The organism is Vibrio sp. ECSMB14106 (assembly GCF_000972265.1).
Taxonomy (GTDB): Bacteria; Pseudomonadota; Gammaproteobacteria; order Enterobacterales; family Vibrionaceae; genus Vibrio; species Vibrio kanaloae.
Genome location: NZ_LAUM01000005.1, coordinates 97,450 through 124,117 on the forward strand (window position 1 = coordinate 97,450; position 26,668 = coordinate 124,117).

Below are 26,668 nucleotides of genomic sequence, written 5' to 3' on the forward strand. Positions count from 1 at the left end.
AACAATGACAATCGAAATTAATGTACCAGACATTGGTGCTGACGAGGTTGAAGTAACTGAGATTCTTGTAAACGTTGGCGACAAGGTTGAAGAAGAGCAGTCACTGATCACTGTTGAAGGCGACAAAGCTTCAATGGAAGTTCCAGCGTCTCAAGCGGGTATCGTTAAAGAGATCAAAGTAGCGGAAGGTGATTCAGTTTCTACTGGTTCTCTTATCATGATTTTCGAAGCCGAGGGTGCAGCTGAAGCTGCACCTGCTCCAGCAGCAGAGGCAGCTCCAGTAGCTGCGCCTGCAGCGGCAGAGCTTAAAGAAGTTCACGTTCCTGATATCGGCGGTGATGAAGTTGAAGTAACTGAAATCATGGTTGCTATCGGTGATGCAGTAGAAGAAGAGCAATCTCTTCTTACTGTTGAAGGCGACAAGGCTTCAATGGAAGTTCCTGCACCATTCGCTGGTATCGTTAAAGAAATCAAGATCGCTTCTGGTGATTCAGTTTCTACGGGTTCTCTAGTGATGGTATTTGAAGTTGCTGGCTCAGGCGCAGCAGCTCCAGCTCCTGTAGCAGAAGCAGCACCAGTTGCAGCGGCTCCAGCAGCATCAGCTGAGAAAGAAGTAAACGTTCCAGATATCGGTGGTGACGAAGTAGAAGTTACTGAAATCATGGTAGCGGTTGGCGATACAGTAGAAGAAGAGCAATCTTTAATTACTGTTGAAGGTGACAAAGCTTCAATGGAAGTGCCAGCACCATTCGCTGGTACAGTAAAAGAGATCAAGATTGCAGCGGGCGACAAAGTGTCAACTGGCTCTCTAATCATGACTTTCGTCGTTGAAGGCGCAGCTCCTGTTGCAGCACTTGCACAAGCAGCAGCTCCGGCTCCTGCGGCGGCACCTGCTCCTAAAGCAGAAGCACCTGCAGCGGCTCCAGCAGCATCAGATGACTTCCAAGAGAACGGCGAGTATGCTCACGCATCTCCAGTTGTTCGTCGTCTAGCTCGTGAGTTCGGCGTAAACCTAGCGAAAGTTAAAGGTACTGGTCGTAAGAGCCGCGTACTTAAAGAAGACGTTCAGTCTTACGTTAAAGATGCACTTAAGCGTCTTGAGTCTGGTACTGCAGCATCTGGCAAAGGTGGCGACGGTTCTGCTCTTGGTCTACTACCATGGCCAAAAGTTGACTTCAGCAAGTTCGGCGAAACTGAAGTTCAGAAACTGTCTAAGATCAAGAAGATCTCTGGCGCAAACCTGCACCGTAACTGGGTAATGATCCCTCACGTTACACAGTGGGACAACGCAGACATCACTGAGCTAGAAGCATTCCGTAAAGAACAGAACGCAATCGAAGCGAAGAAAGACACTGGCATGAAGATCACACCACTTGTGTTCATCATGAAAGCTGTTGCTAAAGCGCTAGAAGCATTCCCTGCGTTTAACTCTTCTCTTTCTGAAGATGGCGAAAGCATCATTCTTAAGAAGTACGTAAACGTGGGTATCGCAGTTGATACACCAAACGGCCTAGTGGTTCCTGTCTTCAAAGACGTGAACAAGAAAGGCATTTACGAGCTATCTGAAGAACTCATGGTTGTTTCTAAGAAAGCACGTTCTGGTAAGCTAACAGCGGCAGACATGCAAGGCGGTTGTTTCACAATCTCTAGCCTTGGTGGTATTGGCGGTACTGCATTTACACCAATCGTAAATGCGCCAGAAGTAGGTATCCTAGGTGTATCTAAGTCTGAGATTAAGCCTGTTTGGAATGGTAAAGAGTTCCAACCACGTCTACAGCTTCCACTGTCTCTATCATACGACCACCGTGTGATCGATGGTGCAGAAGGTGCACGCTTCATTACTTTCCTAAACAGCGCGCTATCTGACATTCGTCGTCTAGTTCTGTAATTGAGAAAGTAATTATTAAGGTGACTTTCGAGTCACCTTAATTCTTTATATAAAGACTATTTTTAGAGAACAGTTTCCTGCATTTCTCATAATCTGATGGGGAATTGTTGTCTAGCTCACAGGCTAACTTAAAGCTACTTTCACACTGTTAACATCTCTGTAAAATGTTTCCTGTTTGAAAGCCCAATAATTTTAAGAACATCTACTCAGCCTGTTAGGGATAATGACTACAAGAGGTCACAATGAGCAAAGAAATTAAAGCCCAAGTTGTTGTACTTGGTTCAGGTCCTGCTGGCTACTCAGCGGCATTCCGTTGTGCGGATTTAGGTCTAGAAACAGTACTAGTTGAACGTTACAGCACTCTTGGTGGTGTATGTCTAAACGTTGGTTGTATTCCATCAAAAGCACTTCTTCATGTTTCTAAAGTAATCGAAGAAGCAAAAGCGATGGCAGAGCACGGCGTTGTATTCGGTGAGCCGCAAACGGACATCAACAAAATCCGTATCTGGAAAGATAAAGTAGTTGACCAACTTACTGGCGGTCTTGGCGGTATGGCTAAGATGCGTAACGTGACTGTTGTTAACGGTTTCGGTAAGTTCACAGGTCCTAATAGCATTCTTGTTGAAGGCGAAGGCGAAGCAACAACGGTTAACTTCGACAACGCAATCATCGCTGCGGGTTCTCGTCCAATCAAACTTCCGTTCATCCCACATGAAGACCCACGTATTTGGGATTCTACGGATGCACTAGAACTAAACGAAGTACCAGAAAAACTGCTTATCATGGGCGGTGGTATCATCGGTCTTGAGATGGGTACGGTTTACCATTCTCTAGGTTCTAAAGTTGAAGTTGTTGAGATGTTCGATCAAGTTATCCCGGCGGCGGATAAAGACATCGTTAAAGTTTTCACTAAGCGCATCAAAGACAAGTTTAAGCTTATGCTTGAAACTAAAGTGACAGCGGTTGAAGCAAAAGAAGACGGTATCTACGTTTCAATGGAAGGCAAAAAAGCACCAGCTGAAGCTGAGCGTTACGATGCTGTTCTTGTTGCTATCGGTCGTGTTCCAAACGGTGCACTTATCGACGCTGAAAAAGCGGGTATCGAAGTTGATGAGCGTGGTTTCATCAATGTTGATAAGCAAATGCGTACTAACGTTTCTCACATTCACGCAATCGGTGATGTTGTTGGTCAACCAATGCTTGCTCACAAAGGTGTGCACGAAGGTCACGTAGCTGCGGAAGTTATCTCTGGTAAGAAGCACTACTTCGACCCGAAAGTAATCCCATCAATTGCGTACACTGAGCCAGAAGTTGCTTGGGTAGGTAAGACTGAGAAAGAAGCGAAAGCGGAAGGCCTGAACTACGAAGTTGCTACTTTCCCTTGGGCTGCTTCTGGTCGTGCAATCGCTTCTGACTGTGCAGACGGTATGACTAAGATGATCTTCGATAAAGATACTCATCGCGTAATCGGTGGTGCTGTTGTTGGTACTAACGGTGGTGAACTTCTTGGTGAAATCGGCCTAGCAATCGAAATGGGTTGTGATGCGGAAGATATCGCTCTTACTATCCACGCTCACCCAACTCTACACGAGTCTGTTGGTCTAGCTGCGGAAGTATTCGAAGGTTCAATCACTGACCTTCCAAATAAGAAAGCAGTGAAAAAGAAAAAGTAAATACTCTTCATACTTGAAGCCGCAGCGTTGTTAACTGCGTAAGTTCACCCTAATCACATAGTAAATCTATGCTCATAGGGTTGAACTTTAGTTTCTTAACAAAGAAAGGGTTGCCTAGCTGCAACTCCAATTATTTTGAGTATATCTAGATTATAAAAGCCGCTGATTCGTCAGCGGTTTTTTTATGCATGAAGAAAAGAGCAGAAACACTTTATTCGAGATTCGAGATTCGAGTACGCTACGGGATGCGAATATCGACTACACTCCACAAAAAAAGGGCTGACCCATTAGGCCAACCCTTTAACAATTTATCTCGAATCTACTTATAAATACACAACATGTTTAAGTAGCTGTCTGTTAAGTTTTCTTGCTCTTCTGGCGTTTCGAGACGTTTTGCTTGAATGAATAACGAGTAGCAGATGCCGTGAAATAGGTTCGCAAGATGCTTAGGATCATGCTCATCACACACATCTCCACGCTCAATCGCCTTACTAAACATATTTTGTAATAACATTTGGTTAGTGCGGTTGGTTGTGACAAATAAAGGCCATACTTCATCACGAGTTGATGCGCTCCACTCGAACCAAACATTCAGCCAATGGCTATCTTGAGCCACTAAGTTCACCATTTCAGTGGCAATATTATGTAGATTTTTTTTCGCGTGAATATCGAGATCGATATTATCTGAAAGGAAGTTAGAGAATTGGCGTACGACATGATTCAGTACTTCATCAACCAGATCTTCTCGGGTAGGGAAGTAGTTAAATACGGTTGCTACAGACACCTGAGCAATATCTGCGATATCTGCGTGGCCACCTCGGCCAATGCCGCGGCGAGAGAATACCTCAAGTGCGATTTCCATCAATTGAAGTTTTCTTTTTAAGGGTGAAAGCCTAGTTCTAGGCCTCTTAGATATTGAGTCCATTTTATTTTCCTTGCCAACGATTTTTATATTAATGATTTTATTATTATTTAAGCCAGAATGAGTGTAATAGTGCATATGCAAATGGTCAATCCTTTGAGCGTGTTTATAGACAGTTACATCAAACTTGATACATAAAGCGTGATCAGTATGAATGTGAAAGTAAGAGAGTATGAGACAAGGTATCCGTACCTATCTCATTGAGAATCTCACAGTAAATTTGAACCATAAGGTGGTGTGGGTATTTGAGCAATGCTAGACTTACGCACAAATTGAGCGGCACCAATGGCAAAGCTGTCTACACTTGTCGCAATCACCAAATAAAATGAGAGCAGTATGAAGCATACAGTTGAAGTCATGATCTCTGAGCAAGAAGTTCAGGATCGAGTGAACGAACTAGGCAAACAGATCACGGAGCACTATAAAGGGAGTGAAGATCTCGTTTTAGTTGGCTTATTACGTGGATCTTTTGTCTTTATGGCGGATCTTGCTCGTGCTATCGATTTAACTCACCAAGTTGATTTCATGACCGCATCTAGCTACGGCAATGGCACGGAAAGCTCACGTGATGTTCGTATTTTGAAAGATCTTGATGATGATATCCAAGGTAAAGACGTTCTACTTGTCGAAGACATTATCGATACTGGTAACACACTGACTAAAGTGAAAGAGATTTTGAGCCTACGCGGTCCTAAATCTATCGAAATTTGTACACTGTTGGATAAGCCTTCTCGCCGTGAAGTGATTGTAGATACTAAATGGATTGGTTTTGAAATTCCTGATGAGTTCGTTGTTGGTGTGGGTATCGACTACGCACAAAAATACCGTCACTTACCATACATCGGTAAAGTGGTTCCTCAAGAGTAAAGTAATTACGACTCTGTTGAATGAAAATAAAGAAGGCTCGCATTATGCGAGCCTTCTTTTTATCTATCAGAAACTAGTCAGGATAGAAGTGAGTAAGGCTGATTTTAGCCAAGAATTGGCGTCGACAAGATCTTATTGAGCGCATCTAAGTGGCTACTCTCTAATGTGTCATTACTTGAGCAACGTACGCCAAGGTCTTGCAGTTTGCCATTACCTATACCATAAACAACGCCGTGGATTTCAACGTCTTGACCGCGTTCCCATGCCGTTTGCAGGATGGTTGAATTGCCTAGGTTATAAACTTGTTCTGCGACGTTTATTTCGCATAGTTTGTCACCCCATTGTTCACGAGGTAAAGACTCAATTTGCTTACGATATTTTAGGTAGTTGTCACGGATGTGAAGTAACCAGTTATTGATCAAGCCAAGCTTAGGGTTATCTATCGCAGCATTAACACCGCCACAACCGTAGTGGCCACAGATAATAATGTGTTTAACTTTGAGTACATCCACAGCGTACTGTACAACAGATAAGCAGTTCAGGTCGGTATGAACCACTTGGTTGGCCACATTTCGGTGAACAAACAGTTCGCCAGAATACAAACCGGTGAGACGCTCGGCCGGTACACGGCTATCAGAGCAGCCGATCCATAGGAAACCAGGATTTTGCCCTTCTTCAAGCGCAGTAAAGTATTCAGGGCGTTCAGAGCGAATTGACTCTGACCATTTAGAATTGTTTTCAAAAAGCTGTTTAATTTCTGGCATTTTGCGTCTTACATCCCTTAATTAAGAATCACAACTATACACAATGTTACAAATTCAATCTTGTAAAAACTGTGTCAAATAGTGCTCATCTGACGTGTTCTAGTCGTTAAATTTATTAACTTAGCTTAGAAGCTTTGATTTGGTTATAAGGCATGAATAATGTGATTAAATTAACACTTTCTGTGCGAGTAACTCATTTGCTAAAGTTATAAGGTTTGTCATTTCATCATCGGGAAGGTGTATTTTGTTTGGAAGTCGTTTTACGGATATCAACCTCAAAGGGGATATGTTTGGTGGTGTGACAACCGCCATCATCTCACTACCTTTAGCGTTGGCATTTGGTGTAGCTTCTGGTGCGGGGGCTGAAGCTGGTCTGTGGGGCGCTATCATGGTCGGTTTGTTTGCGGCGCTGTTTGGCGGTTCGAGTAGTTTGATATCAGAGCCAACCGGACCAATGACGGTAATCATGACGGCCGTGATGACGAGTATGGTGGCCAAGTACCCTGAAACAGGAATGGCAATGACCTTCACAGTCGTTATGATGGCGGGGGCATTTCAGATATTACTCGGGACACTAAAGCTCGGAAAATACGTTACTTTGATGCCATATAGCGTGATTTCCGGATTTATGTCGGGCATCGGCGTTATTCTGATTATCTTACAGCTTTCGCCATTATTAGGGCACGCCGCTCCATCTGGTGGAGTGATGGGCACTCTCTCAGTGCTTCCTGATACGTTGGCTAATTTAAAAGTCAGCGAATTGTTTCTAGGTGCGTTGACGCTCGGCATTCTCTTTGGCTTCCCTGCAAAGTATCGCAAGTATGTGCCAGCACAACTGGTTGCGTTAGTTGTTGTAACTCTTTTATCGGTTATCATTTTCGACACTGACTCTATCCGCCGTATTGGTGAAATACCGGCGGGTTTACCTTCATTAGTTATTCCTACCATTAGTCCTGATCAATTTACCACTATGGTTATTGATGCCTTGGTGCTTGGTACTCTTGGTTGTATTGATACGCTTCTTACCGCGGTGATCGGAGACTCACTGACACGTAAAGAGCACGACTCCGACAAGGAACTTAGAGGGCAAGGCATCGCTAATATGCTTTCTGGTCTATTCGGAGCATTGCCTGGTGCGGGTGCCACCATGGGAACCGTAACCAACATTCAGGTCGGTGCACGTTCTCCGCTATCTGGTGTTATTCGTGCCTTAGTGTTGGCGTTGGTGGTATTGGTCGCGGGTGGCTTAACCGAGCCGATTCCTATGGCGGTATTGGCTGGCATCGCCATGTATGTGGGTTTCAACATCCTCGATTGGAGTTTCATTCAGCGGGCACATAAGGTGAGTTACACAGGTATGGGCGTGATGTACGGTGTGATGCTGCTAACCGTTTTTGTTGACTTGATTATTGCTGTTGGACTTGGTGTGTTTATCTCGAATATCTTGATTATCGAAAGATTAAGCAGAGAGCAAGCTCGGCAAGTTAAGGCCATCAGTGATGGTGATGATGAAGAGGACATTCCGCTGACAGATAGCGAACGTCAACTGCTAGATAGCGCTAATGGGAAGGTGTTGTTTTTCTATCTTTCTGGCCCAATGATCTTTAGTGTTTCAAAGGCTATTTCACGTCAGCATTCAAGCATCTCTGATTATGAAGTGATGATCTTAGATCTCACGGACGTGCCTATGATTGATGTAACGGTTGGACTTGCTCTAGAAAATGCGATTAAAGATGCTTTAGATGCACAGTGCGAAGTATACCTGCTGTGTCCTAATGAGAATACCCGTCAACAATTAGAGAAGTTTCACGTACTTGATTTGGTACCTGAATCCAATACTTATCGATTTAGATACGAAGCACTGACGGCGGCAACAAGCTATGTTGATAGGGATGAACATCAATTTGAATCGGTCTAAGCCTAAATCGACCTCATTACTCGATTGGTTTTAAGCTGTTGTTCAGCATCGACTCATCGGCATGAGTGCCGTTAAATGAATAACTTAGCGGCATTTTTATTTTTATAGAGTACAAAAACTATCAAGCTTTCAAAAGAAACGGATAATCGATATTTGTATTCATCGTAATTCAACGATAGACTTGTTTGCAAAATGGCCGTGCAGACAAGTCAGGGTTAGTTTCAACCTGTTCGCTTAAAGCTTTACACTTTTCCTCATGCGCGGCTAACCACATCTATCTATAGCAAATGGCAGTCTATCTCTATGTATGCATTAGAAATTGAACAATTAAGAAAAACTTATGCTGGGGGCTTCGAGGCGCTCAAGGGTATTAGTTTACAAGTAGAAAAAGGCGATTTCTATGCGCTACTTGGTCCAAATGGTGCAGGGAAATCAACCACCATTGGTGTTATCTCCTCTCTTGTTAACAAGACTTCAGGTCAGGTCAAAGTATTCGGCTATGACATTGATACCGATCTAGAATTGGCAAAACAGAATTTGGGCTTAGTACCTCAAGAGTTTAACTTTAACCCATTTGAAACGGTTGAGCAGATTGTGCTGCAACAAGCAGGTTACTATGGTGTGTCGAGATCACTTGCTAAAGAGCGAGCGAAAAAGTACTTATCTCAGTTGGATTTGTGGGAAAAACGTAGCGAACGTGCGCGTAACTTGTCTGGTGGCATGAAGCGCCGTTTGATGATCGCACGTGCTTTAATGCATGAACCACAGTTGTTGATTCTGGATGAGCCAACAGCTGGCGTTGATATAGAACTGCGTCGTTCAATGTGGGAATTCTTGCAAGAGATAAATAAGAAGCAAGGCATTACTATTATCTTGACCACGCACTACCTAGAAGAAGCGGAAATGTTGTGTCGCAATATCGGTATCATCAATCGTGGCGAGCTCATTGAGAATACAACAATGAAGGCACTGCTTGGTAAATTGAGTGCAGAGACCTTCATTTTTGATCTCGAAGAGGGCACGGCTGAACCTAAAGTGGAAGGTGTTAATAGCCAAGTGATGATGAATGGCTCGCTAGAAATCGAAGTCGACAAGAACCTAGGTTTGAATACGATCTTTGCTCAATTGAGCGAGCAACAGGTTAAAGTCCTCTCTATGCGTAACAAAGCGAATCGTTTAGAAGAGCTATTTGTGAGTATTGTTCGTGAGGGGAGTAAGTAATATGTTCAGCCTATATTGGACAGCTTTTTGCAGCTTGTTGACCAAAGAGATCAACCGTTTTACGCGTATCTGGGTTCAAACATTGGTACCGCCTGCGATTACCATGACGCTGTATTTCATTATTTTTGGCAACCTTATCGGTGCCCGTATTGGTGAAATGAACGGTTTTAGTTACATGGAATACATTGTACCGGGTCTGATCATGATGTCGGTGATCACTAACTCATATTCAAATGTGGCATCCTCGTTCTTTAGTGCAAAGTTCCAAAAGAACATTGAAGAGCTGCTTGTCGCACCTGTTCCTAACTACGTGATTATCGCCGGCTTCGTCATGGGGGGTGTGGTGCGTGGCTTGTTAGTGGGCACTATCGTAACGTTCGTATCCTTGTTCTTTGTCGACTTACAAGTTGACCATTGGGGCGTGATCATTGCGACGGTATTTTTAACGTCGGTAGTGTTCGCTCTGGGGGGCTTGATTAACGCCGTATTTGCGCGCACGTTTGATGATATCTCTATTATCCCAACCTTTATCTTAACGCCGCTGACCTATCTTGGTGGTGTGTTCTACTCGATCAGCCTATTACCTGAATTCTGGCAAGGTGTATCGAAGTTGAACCCTATCGTGTACATGGTCAACGCGTTCAGATATGGCTTCTTGGGTGTATCTGATGTGGGTATCGTGACGTCGTTTGGCGTACTAGGTGTGTTTATCTTGCTGTTGTATGGTATTGCACACTACCTAGTGACAAAGGGTATTGGCTTACGTAGTTAACTTTTAGTTATCCCGGATCTATTAGTTATCCAGATTCTATTAATTATCCTGAATCGCAGGCAAAGAAAAAGGTCGATATTACATCGACCTTTTTTGTATCTTTCGTTTGTGCTGTTGCTTTGCGTTAGGAGCTGGTTTACGTAAAGAGAAGAAAGCGATTACTCAGCCGTTTCTTCTTTGGTTTCCGTTACCAAGTCGAGAACTTGGTTGTCGATAAGACGAGTCTTACCTAGGAAAGCCGACATTAGAATCACAGCTTGAGTCGATTCTGAAGTGATGGCTTGCAGAGTCTTAGCATCACAAATGAAGATCTCATCTGGCTGAAGATCTGCAGCGCGTAGCTGGTCTGCCGCATCTTCAATAACAGATGCGTAATCATCTCGGCCACCACGAATTGCGCTGCTAATCCAACGCATAGTACGTGCAAGAACTGGGGCTCGTTGGCGCTCATCAAAAGTTAAATTACTATTACGAGAGCTCATTGCCAAACCATCCATTTCTCGAACAGTAGCAACACCCACGATTTGAATATCTAACGCTAGGTCAGTTGTCATTTGACGAATGACAGCAAGTTGCTGGAAGTCTTTCTCGCCGAAGCATGCAAAATCTGGTTGAACGACATTAAACAGCTTAGTGACAATGGTTGATACACCGCGAAAATGCCCAGGGCGAGAAGCGCCCTCAAGCATGTGTGATAGGCCCGGAACTTCGATAAATGTTTGTTTATCTAGGCCCTCTGGGTACATTACTTCTGGAGTCGGGGTAAATACAAGCTCAACGCCTTCCCCTGTTAGTTTACTTAGATCAGCTTCTAACGTTCGAGGGTAGTTGTTTAGATCGTCGGCACGGTCAAACTGCATTGGGTTAACAAAAATGCTAACCACAACAATATCAGCTAATTCACGCGCTTTCTTTACCAGCGTTAGGTGGCCTTCATGTAGGTTCCCCATTGTTGGCACAAAAGCTATTGTGCGTCCATCACGCTTAAACTGTTTAATCTGCTCGCGAAGAGCCGTTATTTCAGCAAAAGTTTGCATAGTTATTCCTAAGCGATTGTATGAGCGTCATCAGGGAAACGCGCACTCTCTACTTCTTCTTTGTACAGTGCGACTGCTTTTCGCATGTCACCCGTTTCGGCTAAGAAGTTCTTAGAGAATTTCGGCATGTAGTTCGCAGAGATACCGAACATGTCATGCATTACTAGGATCTGCCCATCGGTAACATTACCTGCCCCAATACCAATAACGGGTACGTCACAAGCTTCTGTAATTCGTTTTGCCAATGAAGCCGGTACACATTCAAGTAGCACGATTTGTGCGCCTGCGTTTTGCAATGCTAGCGCATCAGCAAGCATTTTATCGGCCTGCTCGTCGTCACGGCCTTGTACTTTGTAACCACCAAAGATGTTCACAGATTGAGGTGTTAAACCTAAGTGCGCACATACTGGTACAGCACGTTCTGTTAGCATCTTAACAGTATCAACCAACCAACTGCCGCCTTCGATTTTTACCATGTTCGCGCCAGCACGCATTAAGCTTGCTGCGTTCTCACAAGCCTGCTCAGAGGTAGAGTAGCTCATGAATGGCATATCAGCCATAAGAAGGCAGTTTGGGCTACCAGAACGCACAGAGCGCGTATGATAAGCAATGTCTTCTACAGTTACAGGTAAAGTATCGTTATGGCCTTGTAGTACCATACCAAGTGAGTCACCGACAAGCAGGACTGGCATTTCTTGGCTTTCGAACAATTGAGCGAAACTCGCATCATAAGCTGTCGAAGTCGCGAATTTACGGCCTTCACGTTTGCATTTGATAAGGTCGTTAATGGTTACTTTTTTCATTGGTTTTCCTTAATGCGCTTGACTATTGTTGCCAAACATTGAGCCCGTTCTTATCAACTAACTTGAGTAAGTCTGTCAGCTCAGTCCCATCTGGGAGCTGTAAACTTGGTGCGATTTCAGCAAGCGGGTAGAGAACAAACTCTCGTTCTTTCATTCCGTAATGAGGAACCGTTAAACGCTCTGAATCGATCACCTCATTGCCGTATAGCACAATGTCGAGATCCAAGGTTCTTGGCCCCCAACGCTCGTCTTTACGGACGCGCCCTTGCTCTAACTCGATTTTTTGAGTGTAATCAAGCAGTTCAATTGGCGTTAATTCTGTTTGGATTGCCACTACCGTGTTGATGTAGTCTGGTTGATTTTGTGGCCCCATTGGAGTGCTACTATATAGCTGAGAGCTCGCAATAAACGTTGACCGCGGTAGGCTTTTTAGTGTTTCGATAGCCAAATTTGCTTGGCTAACTGGGTCGGCAAGGTTGCTGCCGACTGCAATGTAAGCGGTTATCATTCTGACTGCTTACTCTTTTTATTACGATAAGTCTTACGGCGACGATGACCTGATTTTGAGGGCGCAGCTACATCGTTGGCCATCGCTTGGCGCATGTTGCGTCCAGCAGTCTGATAACGCTCCCACCATTTCGCTAACTCTTTGGTTTCGCCACCTTCAATCTCGCCACGCATTTCTAGGAAATCGTAGCCTGCACGGAACTTATTAAGCTCCATAAGGCGAACAGCACGTTTTCCATTACGGCGAGGTAATCGTAGTTGCAGTTGCCAAACTTCACGAATGGTTGCTGTATGGCGACGAGGAATCGCAATAGATTTTACTTGTTGATCAAGAATGATGTTGCTCGCTTCCATGATCGCATCGTAGTGTGCCATACCTTGTTCAGCGACAAGTTTGTCTGCCAGCTTGTTCATTGGGTACCAAAGCATCGCTGCGAACATGAATGCTGGGTTTACTCGCTTACCATCTTCAATGCGAAGGTCGGTTGAATCGAGAACCAAATCAAGCATCTGCTCAGTATGAGAGTCATAATTGGCAGTGAAGTGCTCTGCCACAGCTGGGAACATCTGCTGGAAGAGGTTGTATTCACGCATTAGGTGGTAGGTTTCTAAGCCATGACCTGATTGAAGCAATTTAAGAGATTCTTCGTAAAGACGTGCTGCTGGGATGTCTTTGAGAAGATGTGCCAGTTCTTCAATAGGATCGGCGGTGTCTTCTTCAATATCGAAGTCTAGCTTAGCGGCGAAACGCATTGCACGCAACATACGTACAGGGTCTTCACGGTAGCGAGTTTCTGGATCGCCGATTAGGCGGATCAGCTTGTCTTCTAAATCTTCTACACCACCTGCGTAATCGTGGATGCTGTAATCAGCAATGTTGTAATACATCGCGTTAATAGTGAAGTCACGACGCTCTGCATCTTCATCAACATTGCCGTACACGTTATCGCGCAGCAACATGCCTTCTTCCGATTGGGCAGACACGTTTTTCGATGGCTCCTGGTGGTGGCCACGGAAAGTCGCTACTTCAATGATGTCTCGGCCAAACATGATATGGGCTAATCGAAAACGGCGACCGATAAGGCGACAGTTTCTGAATAGGTGTTTGATTTGCTCTGGGGTTGCGTTAGTCGCGATGTCAAAATCTTTTGGCTGAGAGCCTAATAAGATATCGCGTACACCACCACCGACTAAAAACGCGTCAAAACCCGCACCATTCAGGCGATATAACACTTTTAGTGCGTTGTCACTGATCTGCTTGCGTGAAATATTGTGCTCTTGGCGAGTATAAACATTCAGAGCTAACTCGTGGAATCCGCGTTGTTCGCTTGGGGTATTGTCGTTTGTATTCATTAGTTTAGAACAAAGTAGGTATCGCCAACTTTGTTTTTCTCTTAGTCCAAAGTGGTAGTGCAGAGTTTAATTGCGGCTAATAATAGCTTAGCGCGAGCCATTTGAGAACATCATCGGCTTAACCGCTGCTGTTGGTTATGGCATTTTTATGTGTCGCTTATAGTATTTACCATTACTTTCGAGCTAATCACGATGCTCTTTTTGTAAACTATCAGGTAATTGACTGATGTGCCATTGCTGGCAGCCCCACAATAAAATCTCATCCATTGAAGCTTCAAAAAGGGCTGCTGGGATATCAAAACCTAAGAATCGCATAGCGCTGAGTAACGTTGGTTTTGGGTTGTCGAGATCTATCGCGGTGGCATGGTTCTGTTTTGACAGTTTATTCCCCAAACCATCGGTTGCCAATGGTAAGTGCAAGTAACTCACTGTTTTTTGCTTAAGCGTTTGGTACAAGCTTATTTGGCGACCTGTTGGTTCTATCAAGTCCGCCCCTCTTACGACTTCTGTTACCCCTTGCTCAATGTCATCAAGGACAACCGCTAAGTTATAGGCAAACAATCCATCTCGGCGTTTGATAATGAAATCTTCTTCCGCTAATGCCTTAGGTATCTGAATCGACCCGTGACGAACATCATCAAACGACTCAACAGGGAAGTCCATACACAAGCGCACCGCTTGCTCACCTAAGTCAATCAAACCTGCGTGTCGGCAGTGGCCATTATAGAAACCGCCTAAGGCTTTTATCTGTTTACGAGTGCATTGGCAGTAGTAGGCTTGTTTATCAGCGACCCATTGATCAATTTGAGCTTGATACATGTTGTGGCGCTGACTTTGATAGACGACTTCGCCATCCCAAAATAGGTGGTAAGTCTCAAGCGTCTTAAGAATGAGGTCTGCAGCGCCGGCCATTTCTCTTGGCGGATCAAGGTCTTCCATACGAACTAACCATTGCCCTTGGTTAGATTTCGCTTGAAAGTAGCTACCAAGAGCAGCAACAAGCGAGCCAAAATGAAGAGGACCTGACGGTGATGGTGCAAAGCGCCCGATATAATTCATGAGTGAATAACCTAATTCTGATGGTACCGCAGTAGCTGGTTCTTAAGGTGGTTTAATTAGTTGTTTTAATGCGTTTGGCTAGCGTTTTAAGACGCTGAATTAGCAGTTTAATGCATAGAACTCAGCTTTAAAGTTGCTATTTGCTATCAAGTCTATGAAAGTTTGAGCGGATATGGCCAACAAAAAAGGGAGCCAAAGCTCCCTTTTTTTACATCCGCAAGAATTAACCTTGCATCTGTTTCTCTTTGATCTCTGCAAGCGTTTTACAGTCAATACAAAGGTCAGCGGTTGGACGAGCTTCAAGACGGCGGATGCCGATCTCGATCCCGCAAGAATCACAGAAGCCGAAATCATCTTCTTCGATCTTGTCTAGTGTCTTTTCAATTTTCTTGATAAGACGACGCTCACGGTCACGGTTACGTAACTCTAGGCTGAATTCTTCTTCTTGAGAAGCGCGGTCAACTGGGTCTGGGAAATTCGCCGCTTCATCCTGCATATGGTGCACAGTACGATCAACTTCTTCCCTGAGCTGGTTGCGCCAAGCTGCTAAAATTTTTGTAAAATGTTCCGTTTGCTCAGGTGACATGTACTCTTCACCGGGCTTTTCTTGGTACGGTTCAACACCTGCGATGGCTAGGATGCCTAGCGCTTTTTTCTTAGATTCTGGCATACAGCATCTCCTATTTACACCTAGTCAACTGCAAAGCAGCTAATTTTAAGGCGGGTATCTATAGCAGAAAGAACGAATGGTGGCAAATACTCTTATTCAAACTTGCAATCAATGTGATTAGTTCTGCATCTTTGTTCAACTATTGATAAATTCAACAGCTTGTTTTAGTTGTATTTGAGTACTGCTGAGCTCTGCTTTATAGCAAAGCACTTCAACTCCAGCGTCTTGTGCTTGTTTTAGTAATAACGAATATTTGGCGTCTATATGGTGTGCCGCAGACACTTTTTCAATACCTGAATGTAAAACAGTGAATAAAAGTATGGCTCTATTTCCAGATTCGACCATTTCTGTGAGTTCACGCAGATGTTTTTGGCCTCTGGTTGTCACAGCGTCAGGGAAAAAACCTTGTCCTTTGATTGATGATTCTTGCTTAGTTGACGTTAACTGTTCGTCGAGCAAAGTGACGCTTTTCACTTCGATATAGCAAGGCGGCTTTTCGTTATCTTCAAGCAGAATGTCGATTCGACTATTCTCACTGCCATATTTCACTTCAGTTCGTAACGCGTTGTAGCCTAAGAGTTCAACTATAGTCCCATTTTCAATTGCTTCCACTGCTAGCTGGTTTGCTCGCGCAGTATTTACACAAATACGGTGACCTTTGTCTGTTTCTGAGATCTCCCAGCTGTTTGGGTACTTTCGTTTGGCGTTATCTGATGTTGAGTACCACACCGTGTTGCCAGGTGTCGCGCATCCCGTCATCGCTCCAGTGTTAGCACAATGAATCGTACGCTCGCTGCCGTCAGGAAGTTTGATGTCAGTAAGAAAACGTTTATAGCGTTTAATAAGAGTCGCTGGCTCTAATGGCGGATTGAAGTGCATATTACTTATTTAGAGAGGTCGGTTTTTATGTACAATGCTGCCAACATTACACCACAAGGTTCTCCCATTGCCACAACTGCCCATAGAAGCTGTGATGCCAGATCTGCTCGCTGGCGTAGAAACACACACTCAACTTATTCTAAAGGCCGCTCCCGGTGCAGGTAAGTCAACATTTTTCCCCTTGCAACTGGTTAAAACCAATGCTGTTCCAGGCAAAATAATCATGCTTGAACCTAGGCGTTTGGCGGCTAGGAATATTGCCACTTACTTGGCGAGCCAACTAGGAGAGAAGGTAGGGGAGAGCATAGGTTTTAGAGTTCGTGGTGAATCTAAAACCAGCAGTGCAACTCGTTTGGAGATCGTTACCGAAGGGATCATGACAAGAATGATCCAAACCGACCCTGAATTGAGCGGGGTCGATATGGTGATCTTCGATGAGTTCCACGAGCGCAGCATTCATGCGGATACTGCTCTCGCTTTTAGTTTAGAGATCCAAGAGGCGTTGCGTGACGATCTAAAAGTGGTGGTGATGTCGGCGACATTAGACCAACAAGCTTTGCAGTCTTTATTACCCAATGCCAAATACGTTGAATCCCAAGGTCGTACTTTTCCGGTTGAGTTCCGTTATCAGCCTCTTAATACCAATCAGTACTTAGCCCCTAAAATGGCTAGCGTGATTCGCTCTTTGATGGAGAAGGAATCCGGTTCGTTGTTGGCATTCTTACCTGGGGTGTCTGCGATTAAGCAGGTGGAGTCTCAACTAGAAAAACTCTCTAACGATATCGATGTGTGTCCTTTGTACGGTCAACTCAGCTTTCCTCAACAACAGAAAGCGATCGCACCGTCTGATAAAGGGCGTCGAAAAGTGGTGTTGGCCACCAATATAGCGGAAACCTCTCTGACCATTGAGGGCATTCGGTTAGTGGTGGATTCTGGTCTTGAACGAGTCGCCAAGTTTGATTTGAAAACCGGCATCACCAAGCTTGAGCAAGTGAAAATCTCCCAGTCTTCTGCTGAACAGCGAGCAGGCCGTGCTGGGCGAATTGAAGAAGGTTTGTGTGTTCGCTTGTACAGCGAAACGCAGTTAATGCAGCAACCCGCTGTACCGGAGCCTGAAATCCTCTATTCGGATCTCTCTTCGCTGGTGGCTGAACTGACGCAATGGGGCGCTGCAAGTGCAGACGAGTTGCAATGGCTAGACGTTCCGCCACGCGCTTCAATTGAACAAGCCAAGCAACTGCTGCAACGCCTTGAGTTATTAGGCAGTAATGGCCAATTTACGGCGCTAGGTAAACAAGCTCAGCGTTTAGGTCTTGAGCCTCGTATCGCCAGCACGCTGATAAAAGCGCAACAGGGCAGCCAAACTTTGCTGAATGTCGCGATTGTCGCCGCAGCTTTACTTGAAGAGCCTGAACGCAACGTCACCGATATTCAACATTCGTTGCACCGACTTGAGCAAAGAAAGCACTCGAAAAACAACGTAGTGATGCAGCGAGCGAAAAGTCTCGCCAGTAAACTCAATCATCACGTAGATTTGTCACAACTTGATGAATCATTGTTACCATTAGTGCTTTGTTTTGCATTCCCTGACCGAATAGCTCAGGCGAGAAGTGCGACTGGCAGTGCTTTCCTTCTTGCGAATGGTCACGGCGCTGAAGTTCGTGATGATGATCCATTGGCGAACAATGATTACATTGTGGTGATTGATTTGATGCGCAGCACAGGACGAGCCAGTCAAGTTTTCTTGGCAACCGCTGTCGATATTGCGCAGTTAGAAGAAGCGTTTCCCAAACTCTTCGTCTGTTCAGATTATGCGGATTGGGATGAGAAGCGTGGCCGCTTGGTTGCTGAGCAGCGAGTGTCTTTGGGTAAACTGATTATCAGCACCAAAGCCTTACCTGAGCCGAGTGCGAATCAGGCAAGCCAAGCACTACTCAATTATATCGCTCGGTGTGGTCTTGATCGTTTACATTGGACGCCCGCCGCGAAGCAGCTAGTTGAACGCGTACGTTGTGCCCAGCTTTGGATGCCGGAGCATGATTGGCCTGCAATGGATGAGATTAGTCTAATTGCACATCTAGATACCTGGTTGTCGCCGTATTTGAATGGCATTAAGTCAGCAAAAGGGTTGTCGAATGTGTCAATTGAACAAGCACTGTCGGCGTACCTTGGTTGGCCATTGAATCAAGAAATCGACCAATGGCTACCGACGCATTACGTGATGCCTACAGGCAGTAAAAAAGCGATTCGATACCAATATCAATCGGAGCCTGTGATCTCGGTGCGAATGCAAGAAGTCTTTGGTGAACAAGACTCACCCTTGATAGCGCAAGGTCGTAAAAAAGTCGTGCTTGAGTTACTTTCTCCTGCGCAGCGACCATTGCAAATCACTCAAGATTTAGCTGGCTTTTGGGCTGGCGCGTACAAAGAAGTACAAAAAGAGATGAAAGGCCGTTACCCAAAACATCCTTGGCCTGATGATCCTGCTAACCATGTAGCAACCACTAAAACCAAACGACAGTTGAACCGATGATGACCAAAATGTTAACGCCCAAAAAGGCACCACCTAAAAAAGCGCCAGCAAAGAAGTCACCTGCGACCAAAGCCAAGCCTCGAAAACCGAGAGCTGCCGCGAAGAAGACCAAGCCAAGAGCAAAAAAATCGGGCAACCGAGGTTGGTTGAAAATCTTGTGGGGGATTACTTGGAAAGCGGGTTTAGCCTTGGCTGCACTGTTGTTGTTTGTTGGTATTTACCTAGACTCTGTAGTCAAACAGCGATTTGAAGGCCAACTGTTTGATTTGCCAACCGTGGTTTATGCTCGTGTGTTGGATCTGTCTCCAGGTACAGCGGTGAATTTAGTCCAGGTAAAGAATGAACTGGATGTACTGAATTACCGTAAGGTGAACTCTCCTCTTCATCCGGGTGAGTACTCTTCCTCGTCAACCAAGATAGAGATGATTCGTCGTCCGTTTGAGTTTGTCGATGGGCCAGAAGCCGATCGTCATGTGATGCTGCACTTTAATGGCAACGAATTAACTCGAATCCAGTCGCTAGAGAGGAAAGGTGACATGGGTTACCTGCGTGTAGAGCCGAAAATGCTTGGCATGCTTGAGAAGAGTAACGAGGAACAGCGTTTGTTCTTAAAACGTAATCAGTTCCCTGAAGTAATGGTTGATGCACTATTGGTAACCGAAGACCGAAACTTCTATCAGCACGATGGAGTGTCCCCGTTAGCGATAGCTCGTGCGATGGTGGTTAACGTTAAAGCGGGGCGAACGGTACAAGGGGGCAGTACGCTGACTCAACAGTTGGCAAAAAACCTGTTCTTGTCCAGTGAGCGCACATTGTGGCGTAAAGTTCGTGAAGCCTATATTGCTCTGATCTTGGATCATCGCTATAGCAAAGACCGAATCTTAGAGGCTTACTTGAACGAGGTTTACTTAGGACAAAATGGCGGTCAAGCCATCCATGGCTTCGGTTTGGCTTCGCGCTTGTACTTCGGTCAACCTATTCAAGAGCTTCGTATTGACCAATTAGCGTTGCTTGTCGGAATGGTGAAAGGACCATCGTATTATAACCCCGTTCGTTACCCTGAGCGTGTTAAAGCTCGTCGTGATTTGGTACTTCGTTTGCTAATGCAACAAGACATACTGACACCGAAACAGTATGAAGAAGCTGCAAGCCGTGATTTGGATATCCAAGATAATCCTCGTATTGCGAGCCGTCAGCCAGCGTATTTTCAACAGGTCAACATTGAACTTAAAAAATATGTGGGTGAGCGATTTGAAGCCAAGAAAGGGATACGAGTTTTTACCTCTCTGGACCCGGTTTCTCAAGACCAATTAGAAAAGTCCATAGCACGTAAGGTGCCTGAGTTATCCAAAACTGGAGGTAATCAGCTTGAAGCCGCGGCGATTGCTGTCGATAGGAATACCGGTGAGATCCGTGCGATGGTAGGGGGGAAGCGTACTGGCTACGATGGCTTCAACCGTGCTCTGAATGCGAGCCGCCCTATTGGTTCACTGGTGAAACCTGCAATTTATCTGACAGCATTGGAACAGCCACAAAAGTACACGCTTGCGACGACTTTGATGGATTCTCCACTCAGTTTGAAAGGCAGTAAAGGCAGCGTATGGAGCCCGAGAAACTTCGATCGTAAGTTTCGCGGTGAGGTGCCTTTGTATGTGGCACTTTCGAAATCTTATAACGTGCCCACGGTTCGGTTGGGGATGCAGCTAGGCATTGATAGTGTCTCAGATACGATTGGAAAGCTGGGTGTCGATAAAAATGAGATACGCCCAGTGCCGTCGATGTTTTTGGGTTCATTCTCACTGACTCCGTTCCAAGTCGCGCAGATGTACCAAACCATTACTAACTCTGGGCGTATCGCGCCGTTATCGGCACTTCGTTCAGTGGTTGATAATGACGGTGAGGTTTTATATCAATCGATTCCTCGCGTATCGCAAAGTGTTGATCAGCAAGCGGCTTGGCTAACGACTTATGCAATGAAGCGAGGGGTGTCGGAAGGCACAGGTCGCTTCTTACAAGGTCAGTTTGCATGGGCAGGTTTGGCCGGTAAAACGGGCACCAGTAACGACAGCCGAGACAGTTGGTTTGTTGGGGTCGATGGCCGTGAAGTGACTACTATTTGGCTAGGGCGTGATGACAATAAACCAACAAAGCTAACCGGTTCTAGTGGTGCGTTACGTGTTTATGCTGATTACTTAAAGCAGAGAACACCTGAACAATTGTTACTGCCGTGGCCAACAGGAGTCGCGACAGCTAGTTTTACCCGAACGTCAGATGGTGCCTTAGAGTTAGACTGTGATGGCGCTGTTAAATTGCCGGTGTGGGATGAGAACGGAAATATTAAGAAGGGCTGTGAAAGTCAACCAAAACAGTGGCTAAAAAAGCTTTTTCAGTGGTAAAGTCGCAGCAGTAAACAATGACAAGGATAGTTTAAAGAATGATTTCTCGTTGGTTAGTGAGTGGCTTGAGCATCGCCAGTGCTGTGATCAGTTTTCAGCTGTTTGCATATACAGCAGTGAAGGTTGATGAGTCTCAGCAGGCTGAACAAGTGGGTCAAAGGCCAACGGTTGCTGTGGTGCTTGCTGGTGGGGGAGCAAAAGGTGCTGCTCATATTGGGGTGCTTAAAGCCTTAGAAGAGATGCGAATTCCGGTGGATTATATTACCGGTACCAGCATGGGCTCTTACGTTGGTGGATTGTATGCGACAGGAATGAGTGCCGACGAGATTGAAAGTTTTATTTATACGGTGGATTGGAATCGTGGTTACCGAGATCGTGTTAACCGTAGTGATCGCCGAGTACGTGATAAAGAATATGAAGACCGCTATCAGCTAAACACCGACCTAGGATTAGGTTGGGGAGAAGTCAAAGCGAGTAAAGGTGTGGTACAAGGTCAGAATATGCTGCGTATTCTACGTGAGACTACGGGTAACTTAGCCCCGATAGACTCTTTTGATCACCTTGCTATCCCTTATCGTTCAGTCGCAACGGACATTATTGCTCTTGAAGAAGTGGTCATCGAGCATGGTTATCTTGTTGATGCCATGATGGCCAGTATGTCGGTGCCCGGAGCGCTTCCGCCTTATGAAGTCGAGGGGCGAATGCTCGTTGATGGCGGCGTGACCAATAATATGCCTGTTGACGTTGCAAGAGCGATGGGCGCTGACATCGTTATCGCCGTTGATATTAGTACTAACTATAAAGGTATGGAAGACTACACCAATTTTCTAGCGGCCGCCGATCAACTCTCTAATTACCTTGTTCGCCGTAGTACTCAAGATCAAGCCGCTACGTTAACGGAGGACGATGTGTTCTTGCGTCCCGATGTTGGACAAATGGAAACGACAGAGTTCGATAAAATGCCGACGGCTTACCATGCCGGATACGAGGAAGCTAGGCAGTATACCGATCAGCTTTCCAAGCTGTCGCTCTCCTACGCGGACTACCAACGCTATATTGATGATAAACAGAAGGCTCGTAGACAGCTTAAACACGGTGACAAAACTGTGGTCGATAAAGTGGTTATCAATAACAACACCCATTACTCAGATAAACTGATTGCGAACCGTTTAAACCTCGATTCTGGTGAAGTTCTGAAAACCAGTGAAATCGAATCCAAAGTACAAGATCTCTATGCATTGGATCGGTTTGAGTTGGTCACTTATGAATTTGAGACTGTTGATGGCGAAGAGCAGTTACAAGTGGATGTTAATGAAAAGTCTTGGGGCCCAAACTACCTCAATTTTCGATTCTTTCTTGAAGATGACTTCTCTACAGAAAGCCAATACTCGATCGGTATCTCTGCCAACTTTACCGATATTAATCAACATGGTGCTGAGTTGAGAACCAACGTCGAGATGGGGACTGATAAGAGAATTGAAGCCGAGCTTTTCTCGCCATTCTTTTCGAGTCAAAAATTGTTCACTTCAGCATCGGTTGTTTATAGCAAAGAGAACCGAAATCTACCGGCAGATATTGACGATATTGAAGAACCGACACTGGACGTAACGAAAGATTATCTCCCAATGACGTATAGTGAATATATCGGTGAACTGGCATTAGGCTATCAACCTACCTTGTGGCAAGAACTGAAATTTGGTCTTCGTTATACTGATGGGGATATTGAGGTATCTTCGTTACCTTCACTGGGCAGCGGTGGCTTCAAGCGTCTTGGTGGATTTATGGGTTACCGACTGGATACTTTGGATAACTTCAGCTTGCCGACCAAGGGTTACTTTGTCGATTTAGAGTACCTTGTCTCTCATGATGACTTTGAAAATGACAGTTCGCTTGGGGATTCTGATTTAACATCGAATAGTGATACTGTTTATGAGTTTTCAGCAAACTTCATGGCTGCACAAAGTATTGAGAAGCATACTTTAGTCGCAAAGCTGGATTTTGGTATGGTCGAAAGCAAAAACTCTGTTTTTCCCATTGATCCGAAAGAGCTTGGTGGATTCCTGAATTTATCCGGTATTCCAAGAAACAGCCTAATAGGCCAGAACTTAGCGTACAGCAGCTTAACTTATCGATACAAGTGGTTTGAAAACGACTTTGGTTTGTTTGAGTCTCCATTCTATATAGGTGCATCGATAGAACATGGTGGAGTATGGTCTAACAATGAGCTGAGCATTGATGAAGCGCCAATGTTCACGGCTGGCTCAGTTTTTGCTGGAGTAGACTCCCCAATAGGGCCCGTTATTCTGGTTTATGGACGAACTGAAGGTAACTACGACTCGGTCTACTTAATTATTGGAACGTCTTACAAATAAACATGAGTGGGAGAAGTGTTTAACTGCGTAAATAGGTAAAAATAGTAAGACTTTCGTCTTAACTTGCTATGTTGGTCAAAATGATAAGATTTTAATTTAACGTTAAATTTGCTATTCTACCGCCCACAGTTTGGCCTCTATGACGCCGCTCATCAATACAAATTGAATGACAAAAATGGCAATGGAGAGCCAAGTTTCCAAGGATGTCCACTTCTTTATTTTACTAATAATTATGAAGGTAAGAAGTGAACCGCAATGAGAGGAAAAAGTCGTGCTTGAAGCCTACCGTAAACACGTCGCAGAGCGTGCTGCCGAAGGAGTTGTTCCAAAACCACTAGATGCTGAGCAGGTAGCTGGCCTAGTTGAACTTCTGAAGAATCCACCCCAAGGTGAAGAAGAAATCATTCTTGACCTACTAGAAAATCGCATTCCACCAGGCGTTGATGAAGCTGCTTATGTAAAAGCTGGCTTCCTCACGGCTATCACAAAAGGCGAAGTCGCTTCTCCACTAGTAAGTAAAGAAAAAGCGGCTGAGCTGCTTGGAACTATGCAAGGCGGTTACAACATCGAGTCTCTAGTATCTCTACTTGATGATGCTGAACTTGCTCCAATCGCTGTTAAAGCATTGTCTCATACTCTACTGATGTTTGATGCGTTCTACGACGTAGAAGAGAAAGCGAAAGCTGGCAATGCAGCTGCACAACAAGTACTTCAATCTTGGGCTGATGCTGAATGGTTTACAGCGAAAGATAAAGTAGCAGAAAAAATCACTGTTAAAGTATTTAAAGTCACTGGTGAAACGAACACCGATGACCTATCTCCAGCGCCAGATGCATGGTCACGTCCTGATATCCCAGTGCACGCCAAAGCGATGCTGAAGATGGAGCGTGAAGGCATTACTCCTGACGAACAGGGTAACGTTGGTCCAATTACTCAAATTGAAGAACTACAAAAAGATGGCATTCCACTGGCTTACGTTGGTGATGTTGTTGGTACCGGTTCTTCACGTAAATCTGCGACAAACTCAGTGCTTTGGTTCATGGGTGAAGATATCCCATTTGTACCAAACAAGCGCACTGGTGGTGTTTGTCTAGGTGGTAAAATTGCTCCAATCTTCTATAACACAATGGAAGATTCAGGCGCACTACCTATTGAACTGAACGTACAAGACATGAACATGGGCGATATTATTGATATCTACCCGTACGAAGGTGTTGTTCACAAAAACGGTTCTGTGATTTCAAACTTCGAACTTAGCAAAGTGCTTCTAGATGAAGTTCGTGCTGGTGGTCGTATTCCACTGATCATCGGTCGTGGTCTTACAGGTCGAGCTCGTGATTCTCTTGGCTTAGCTGAAACAGATCTGTTTGCTAAACCAATCGACCCTTCTGTTTCTGACAAAGGTTACACGCTAGCTCAGAAGATGGTAGGTAAAGCATGCGGCGTTGAAGGTGTGCGTGCTGGTCAGTACTGTGAACCTAAAATGACGACAGTCGGTTCTCAAGATACGACCGGTCCTATGACGCGTGATGAGCTTAAAGACCTTGCATGTCTTGGCTTCTCTGCTGATTTGGTTATGCAGTCTTTCTGTCACACATCTGCATACCCGAAACCAGTTGATGTAAACACTCACCATACGCTACCTGATTTCATCATGAACCGTGCGGGTGTTTCACTTCGCCCGGGTGATGGTGTAATCCACTCATGGCTAAACCGTATGTTGCTTCCCGATACTGTTGGTACAGGTGGTGACTCGCATACTCGTTTCCCATTAGGTATTTCATTCCCTGCGGGTTCTGGCTTGGTCGCATTTGCAGCTGCAACCGGTGTTATGCCGCTTGATATGCCTGAATCTATCTTGGTTCGTTTTAAAGGTGAAATGCAGCCAGGTATCACGTTACGTGACCTAGTACATGCGATTCCTCTATACGGTATCAAGCAAGGTCTACTAACAGTAGAGAAAGCCGGTAAGATCAACGAATTTTCTGGTCGTGTACTAGAAATTGAAGGCGTTGAGCACCTATCTGTTGAGCAAGCATTCGAACTGTCTGATGCATCTGCAGAGCGTTCAGCTGCAGGTTGTACGGTTAAGCTATCTGAAGAGTCTATCTCTGAGTACTTGAACTCGAACATCGTGATGCTTAAGTGGATGATCGCTGAAGGCTACGGTGATGTGCGTACTATTGAGCGTCGTATTACGGCAATGGAAGAGTGGCTAGCAAACCCTGAGTTACTGTCTGCTGATTCAGATGCTGAATACGCTCATGTTATTGAAATTGATCTTGCTGACATCGACCAACCAATCCTATGTGCACCAAACGATCCAGATGATGCTCGTCTTCTTTCTGACGTTCAAGGTACTGAGATTCAAGAAGTGTTCATCGGTTCTTGTATGACGAACATCGGTCACTTCCGTGCAGCAGGTAAGATGCTTGAAGAGTTTAACGGCTCACTAAATACTCGCCTATGGGTGGCTCCGCCAACGAAGATGGATAAAGACCAGCTGACAGAAGAGGGCTACTACGGCATCTTCGGCCGTGCTGGGGTACGTATCGAAACTCCGGGTTGTTCTCTGTGTATGGGTAACCAAGCTCGTGTCGCGGACAAGTCGACGGTAATGTCTACGTCTACGCGTAACTTCCCGAACCGTTTGGGTAACGGTGCGAACGTTTACCTAGCGTCTGCTGAGCTGTCAGCTGTTGGTGCGATTCTTGGCCGAATCCCGACCAAAGAAGAGTACTTAGAGTATGCAGAGAAGGTTAATGCAACGGCTGCAGACACATACCGTTACCTGAATTTCCATAAAATGGGTCAGTACACGGAAAAAGCAGACACGGTTATCTTCCAAGAACCAGCTTAGTTCCTCGTTATATTTGTAGCTGCAGCGTTGTTGACTGCGTACGTTCACCCTAATCACATAGAGCTTCTATGCTCATAGGGATGAACTTACTTGTCGCCTAGCTGCAACTCCAACTATTTAGAGGAACCCAAATGATAGAGCGTCTACTTCGGTAGGCGTTTTTTTATGTCTGAA

General features: G+C 45.1%; 19 protein-coding genes. 10 read left to right on the forward strand and 9 right to left on the reverse strand.

The window, feature by feature from the left end; genetic code table 11:
* The first annotated feature begins 4 nt into the window (after positions 1-4).
* Positions 5-1,888 (forward strand): pyruvate dehydrogenase complex dihydrolipoyllysine-residue acetyltransferase, encoded by a 1,884-nt coding sequence (gene aceF / locus WR49_RS05275; RefSeq protein WP_046223320.1) that lies wholly within the window; start codon positions 5-7, stop codon positions 1,886-1,888.
* Positions 1,889-2,130: 242 nt separating this feature from the next.
* The gene (gene lpdA / locus WR49_RS05280; RefSeq protein WP_017056618.1) at positions 2,131-3,561 is read left to right on the forward strand and encodes a dihydrolipoyl dehydrogenase; all 1,431 of its coding nucleotides are present in this window, start codon (positions 2,131-2,133) and stop codon (positions 3,559-3,561) included.
* A 319-nt stretch (positions 3,562-3,880) separates the two neighbouring features.
* Here the strand turns inward: lpdA and WR49_RS05285 are convergent, their stop codons facing one another.
* Entirely contained in the window at positions 3,881-4,486 is a 606-nt protein-coding gene (locus tag WR49_RS05285) for a LuxR/HapR/OpaR family quorum-sensing transcriptional regulator (protein WP_032547912.1), read from the reverse strand.
* A 333-nt stretch (positions 4,487-4,819) separates the two neighbouring features.
* On the opposite strand from WR49_RS05285, the gene hpt reads away from it, so the two are divergent.
* A complete protein-coding gene (gene hpt / locus WR49_RS05290; protein WP_017056620.1) occupies positions 4,820-5,350 on the forward strand; it encodes a hypoxanthine phosphoribosyltransferase in 531 nt (176 codons plus the stop codon).
* 104 nt (positions 5,351-5,454) lie between these two features.
* Here the strand turns inward: hpt and can are convergent, their stop codons facing one another.
* Complete coding sequence (gene can / locus WR49_RS05295) at positions 5,455-6,114, reverse strand: carbonate dehydratase (RefSeq protein ID WP_046223321.1); 660 nt, start codon at positions 6,112-6,114, stop codon at positions 5,455-5,457.
* A gap of 286 nt (positions 6,115-6,400) precedes the next feature.
* On the opposite strand from can, the gene WR49_RS05300 reads away from it, so the two are divergent.
* The 3 genes from WR49_RS05300 (at position 6,401) to WR49_RS05310 (ending at position 10,025) form a co-directional block, all read left to right on the forward strand.
* On the forward strand, positions 6,401-8,032 hold the full coding sequence (locus WR49_RS05300; protein WP_046223322.1) for a SulP family inorganic anion transporter: 1,632 nt from the start codon (positions 6,401-6,403) through the stop codon (positions 8,030-8,032).
* Positions 8,033-8,335: 303 nt separating this feature from the next.
* A complete protein-coding gene (locus tag WR49_RS05305) occupies positions 8,336-9,253 on the forward strand; it encodes an ABC transporter ATP-binding protein (RefSeq protein WP_046223323.1) in 918 nt (305 codons plus the stop codon).
* A 1-nt stretch (position 9,254) separates the two neighbouring features.
* Positions 9,255-10,025, forward strand: a complete 771-nt coding sequence (locus WR49_RS05310; protein ID WP_046223324.1) for an ABC transporter permease — start codon at positions 9,255-9,257, stop codon at positions 10,023-10,025.
* A gap of 158 nt (positions 10,026-10,183) precedes the next feature.
* On the opposite strand, the gene panC is transcribed toward WR49_RS05310, so the two are convergent.
* The 7 genes from panC to sfsA form a co-directional block, all read right to left on the reverse strand.
* Positions 10,184-11,062 (reverse strand): pantoate--beta-alanine ligase, encoded by an 879-nt coding sequence (panC, locus tag WR49_RS05315; protein ID WP_046223325.1) that lies wholly within the window; start codon positions 11,060-11,062, stop codon positions 10,184-10,186.
* Between the two features lie 8 nt (positions 11,063-11,070).
* Positions 11,071-11,865 carry a 3-methyl-2-oxobutanoate hydroxymethyltransferase gene (gene panB, locus WR49_RS05320; protein WP_017056626.1) on the reverse strand — a complete coding sequence of 265 codons (795 nt, stop codon included), beginning with the start codon at positions 11,863-11,865 and terminating at the stop codon, positions 11,071-11,073.
* Positions 11,866-11,887: 22 nt separating this feature from the next.
* Positions 11,888-12,373: a 2-amino-4-hydroxy-6-hydroxymethyldihydropteridine diphosphokinase gene (gene folK / locus WR49_RS05325; protein ID WP_046223326.1), complete on the reverse strand. Its 486-nt coding sequence runs from the start codon at positions 12,371-12,373 to the stop codon at positions 11,888-11,890.
* The gene (gene pcnB, locus WR49_RS05330; protein WP_017056628.1) at positions 12,370-13,725 is read right to left on the reverse strand and encodes a polynucleotide adenylyltransferase PcnB; all 1,356 of its coding nucleotides are present in this window, start codon (positions 13,723-13,725) and stop codon (positions 12,370-12,372) included. The genes folK and pcnB overlap by 4 nt, the downstream gene beginning before the upstream one ends.
* Before the next feature lie 183 nt (positions 13,726-13,908).
* Positions 13,909-14,784 (reverse strand): tRNA glutamyl-Q(34) synthetase GluQRS, encoded by an 876-nt coding sequence (gluQRS, locus tag WR49_RS05335; protein ID WP_017056629.1) that lies wholly within the window; start codon positions 14,782-14,784, stop codon positions 13,909-13,911.
* A gap of 223 nt (positions 14,785-15,007) precedes the next feature.
* Complete coding sequence (gene dksA, locus WR49_RS05340; RefSeq protein WP_004738189.1) at positions 15,008-15,454, reverse strand: RNA polymerase-binding protein DksA; 447 nt, start codon at positions 15,452-15,454, stop codon at positions 15,008-15,010.
* A 135-nt stretch (positions 15,455-15,589) separates the two neighbouring features.
* Entirely contained in the window at positions 15,590-16,333 is a 744-nt protein-coding gene (gene sfsA, locus WR49_RS05345) for a DNA/RNA nuclease SfsA (RefSeq protein ID WP_046223327.1), read from the reverse strand.
* 94 nt (positions 16,334-16,427) lie between these two features.
* On the opposite strand from sfsA, the gene hrpB reads away from it, so the two are divergent.
* From hrpB to acnB, 4 genes are all read left to right on the forward strand, one after another.
* Entirely contained in the window at positions 16,428-18,866 is a 2,439-nt protein-coding gene (hrpB, locus tag WR49_RS05350; protein WP_231574687.1) for an ATP-dependent helicase HrpB, read from the forward strand.
* Positions 18,863-21,262: a penicillin-binding protein 1B gene (mrcB, locus tag WR49_RS05355; protein WP_046223328.1), complete on the forward strand. Its 2,400-nt coding sequence runs from the start codon at positions 18,863-18,865 to the stop codon at positions 21,260-21,262. The genes hrpB and mrcB overlap by 4 nt, the downstream gene beginning before the upstream one ends.
* A 38-nt stretch (positions 21,263-21,300) precedes the next feature.
* On the forward strand, positions 21,301-23,634 hold the full coding sequence (locus WR49_RS05360; protein ID WP_046223329.1) for a patatin-like phospholipase family protein: 2,334 nt from the start codon (positions 21,301-21,303) through the stop codon (positions 23,632-23,634).
* 271 nt (positions 23,635-23,905) lie between these two features.
* A complete protein-coding gene (acnB, locus tag WR49_RS05365; protein WP_046223330.1) occupies positions 23,906-26,494 on the forward strand; it encodes a bifunctional aconitate hydratase 2/2-methylisocitrate dehydratase in 2,589 nt (862 codons plus the stop codon).
* Positions 26,495-26,668: the final 174 nt, after the last annotated feature.

What these genes read in the sequence shown, in the direction of transcription:
- aceF (WP_046223320.1), top strand. Translation starts at nt 5, where the DNA reads ATGACAATCGAAATTAATGTACCAGACATTGGTGCTGACGAGGTTGAA.
- lpdA (WP_017056618.1), top strand. Translation starts at nt 2,131, where the DNA reads ATGAGCAAAGAAATTAAAGCCCAAGTTGTTGTACTTGGTTCAGGTCCT.
- WR49_RS05285 (WP_032547912.1), bottom strand. Translation starts at nt 4,486, where the DNA reads ATGGACTCAATATCTAAGAGGCCTAGAACTAGGCTTTCACCCTTAAAA.
- hpt (WP_017056620.1), top strand. Translation starts at nt 4,820, where the DNA reads ATGAAGCATACAGTTGAAGTCATGATCTCTGAGCAAGAAGTTCAGGAT.
- can (WP_046223321.1), bottom strand. Translation starts at nt 6,114, where the DNA reads ATGCCAGAAATTAAACAGCTTTTTGAAAACAATTCTAAATGGTCAGAG.
- WR49_RS05300 (WP_046223322.1), top strand. Translation starts at nt 6,401, where the DNA reads ATGTTTGGTGGTGTGACAACCGCCATCATCTCACTACCTTTAGCGTTG.
- WR49_RS05305 (WP_046223323.1), top strand. Translation starts at nt 8,336, where the DNA reads ATGTATGCATTAGAAATTGAACAATTAAGAAAAACTTATGCTGGGGGC.
- WR49_RS05310 (WP_046223324.1), top strand. Translation starts at nt 9,255, where the DNA reads ATGTTCAGCCTATATTGGACAGCTTTTTGCAGCTTGTTGACCAAAGAG.
- panC (WP_046223325.1), bottom strand. Translation starts at nt 11,062, where the DNA reads ATGCAAACTTTTGCTGAAATAACGGCTCTTCGCGAGCAGATTAAACAG.
- panB (WP_017056626.1), bottom strand. Translation starts at nt 11,865, where the DNA reads ATGAAAAAAGTAACCATTAACGACCTTATCAAATGCAAACGTGAAGGC.
- folK (WP_046223326.1), bottom strand. Translation starts at nt 12,373, where the DNA reads ATGATAACCGCTTACATTGCAGTCGGCAGCAACCTTGCCGACCCAGTT.
- pcnB (WP_017056628.1), bottom strand. Translation starts at nt 13,725, where the DNA reads ATGAATACAAACGACAATACCCCAAGCGAACAACGCGGATTCCACGAG.
- gluQRS (WP_017056629.1), bottom strand. Translation starts at nt 14,784, where the DNA reads ATGAATTATATCGGGCGCTTTGCACCATCACCGTCAGGTCCTCTTCAT.
- dksA (WP_004738189.1), bottom strand. Translation starts at nt 15,454, where the DNA reads ATGCCAGAATCTAAGAAAAAAGCGCTAGGCATCCTAGCCATCGCAGGT.
- sfsA (WP_046223327.1), bottom strand. Translation starts at nt 16,333, where the DNA reads ATGCACTTCAATCCGCCATTAGAGCCAGCGACTCTTATTAAACGCTAT.
- hrpB (WP_231574687.1), top strand. Translation starts at nt 16,428, where the DNA reads ATGCCAGATCTGCTCGCTGGCGTAGAAACACACACTCAACTTATTCTA.
- mrcB (WP_046223328.1), top strand. Translation starts at nt 18,863, where the DNA reads ATGATGACCAAAATGTTAACGCCCAAAAAGGCACCACCTAAAAAAGCG.
- WR49_RS05360 (WP_046223329.1), top strand. Translation starts at nt 21,301, where the DNA reads ATGATTTCTCGTTGGTTAGTGAGTGGCTTGAGCATCGCCAGTGCTGTG.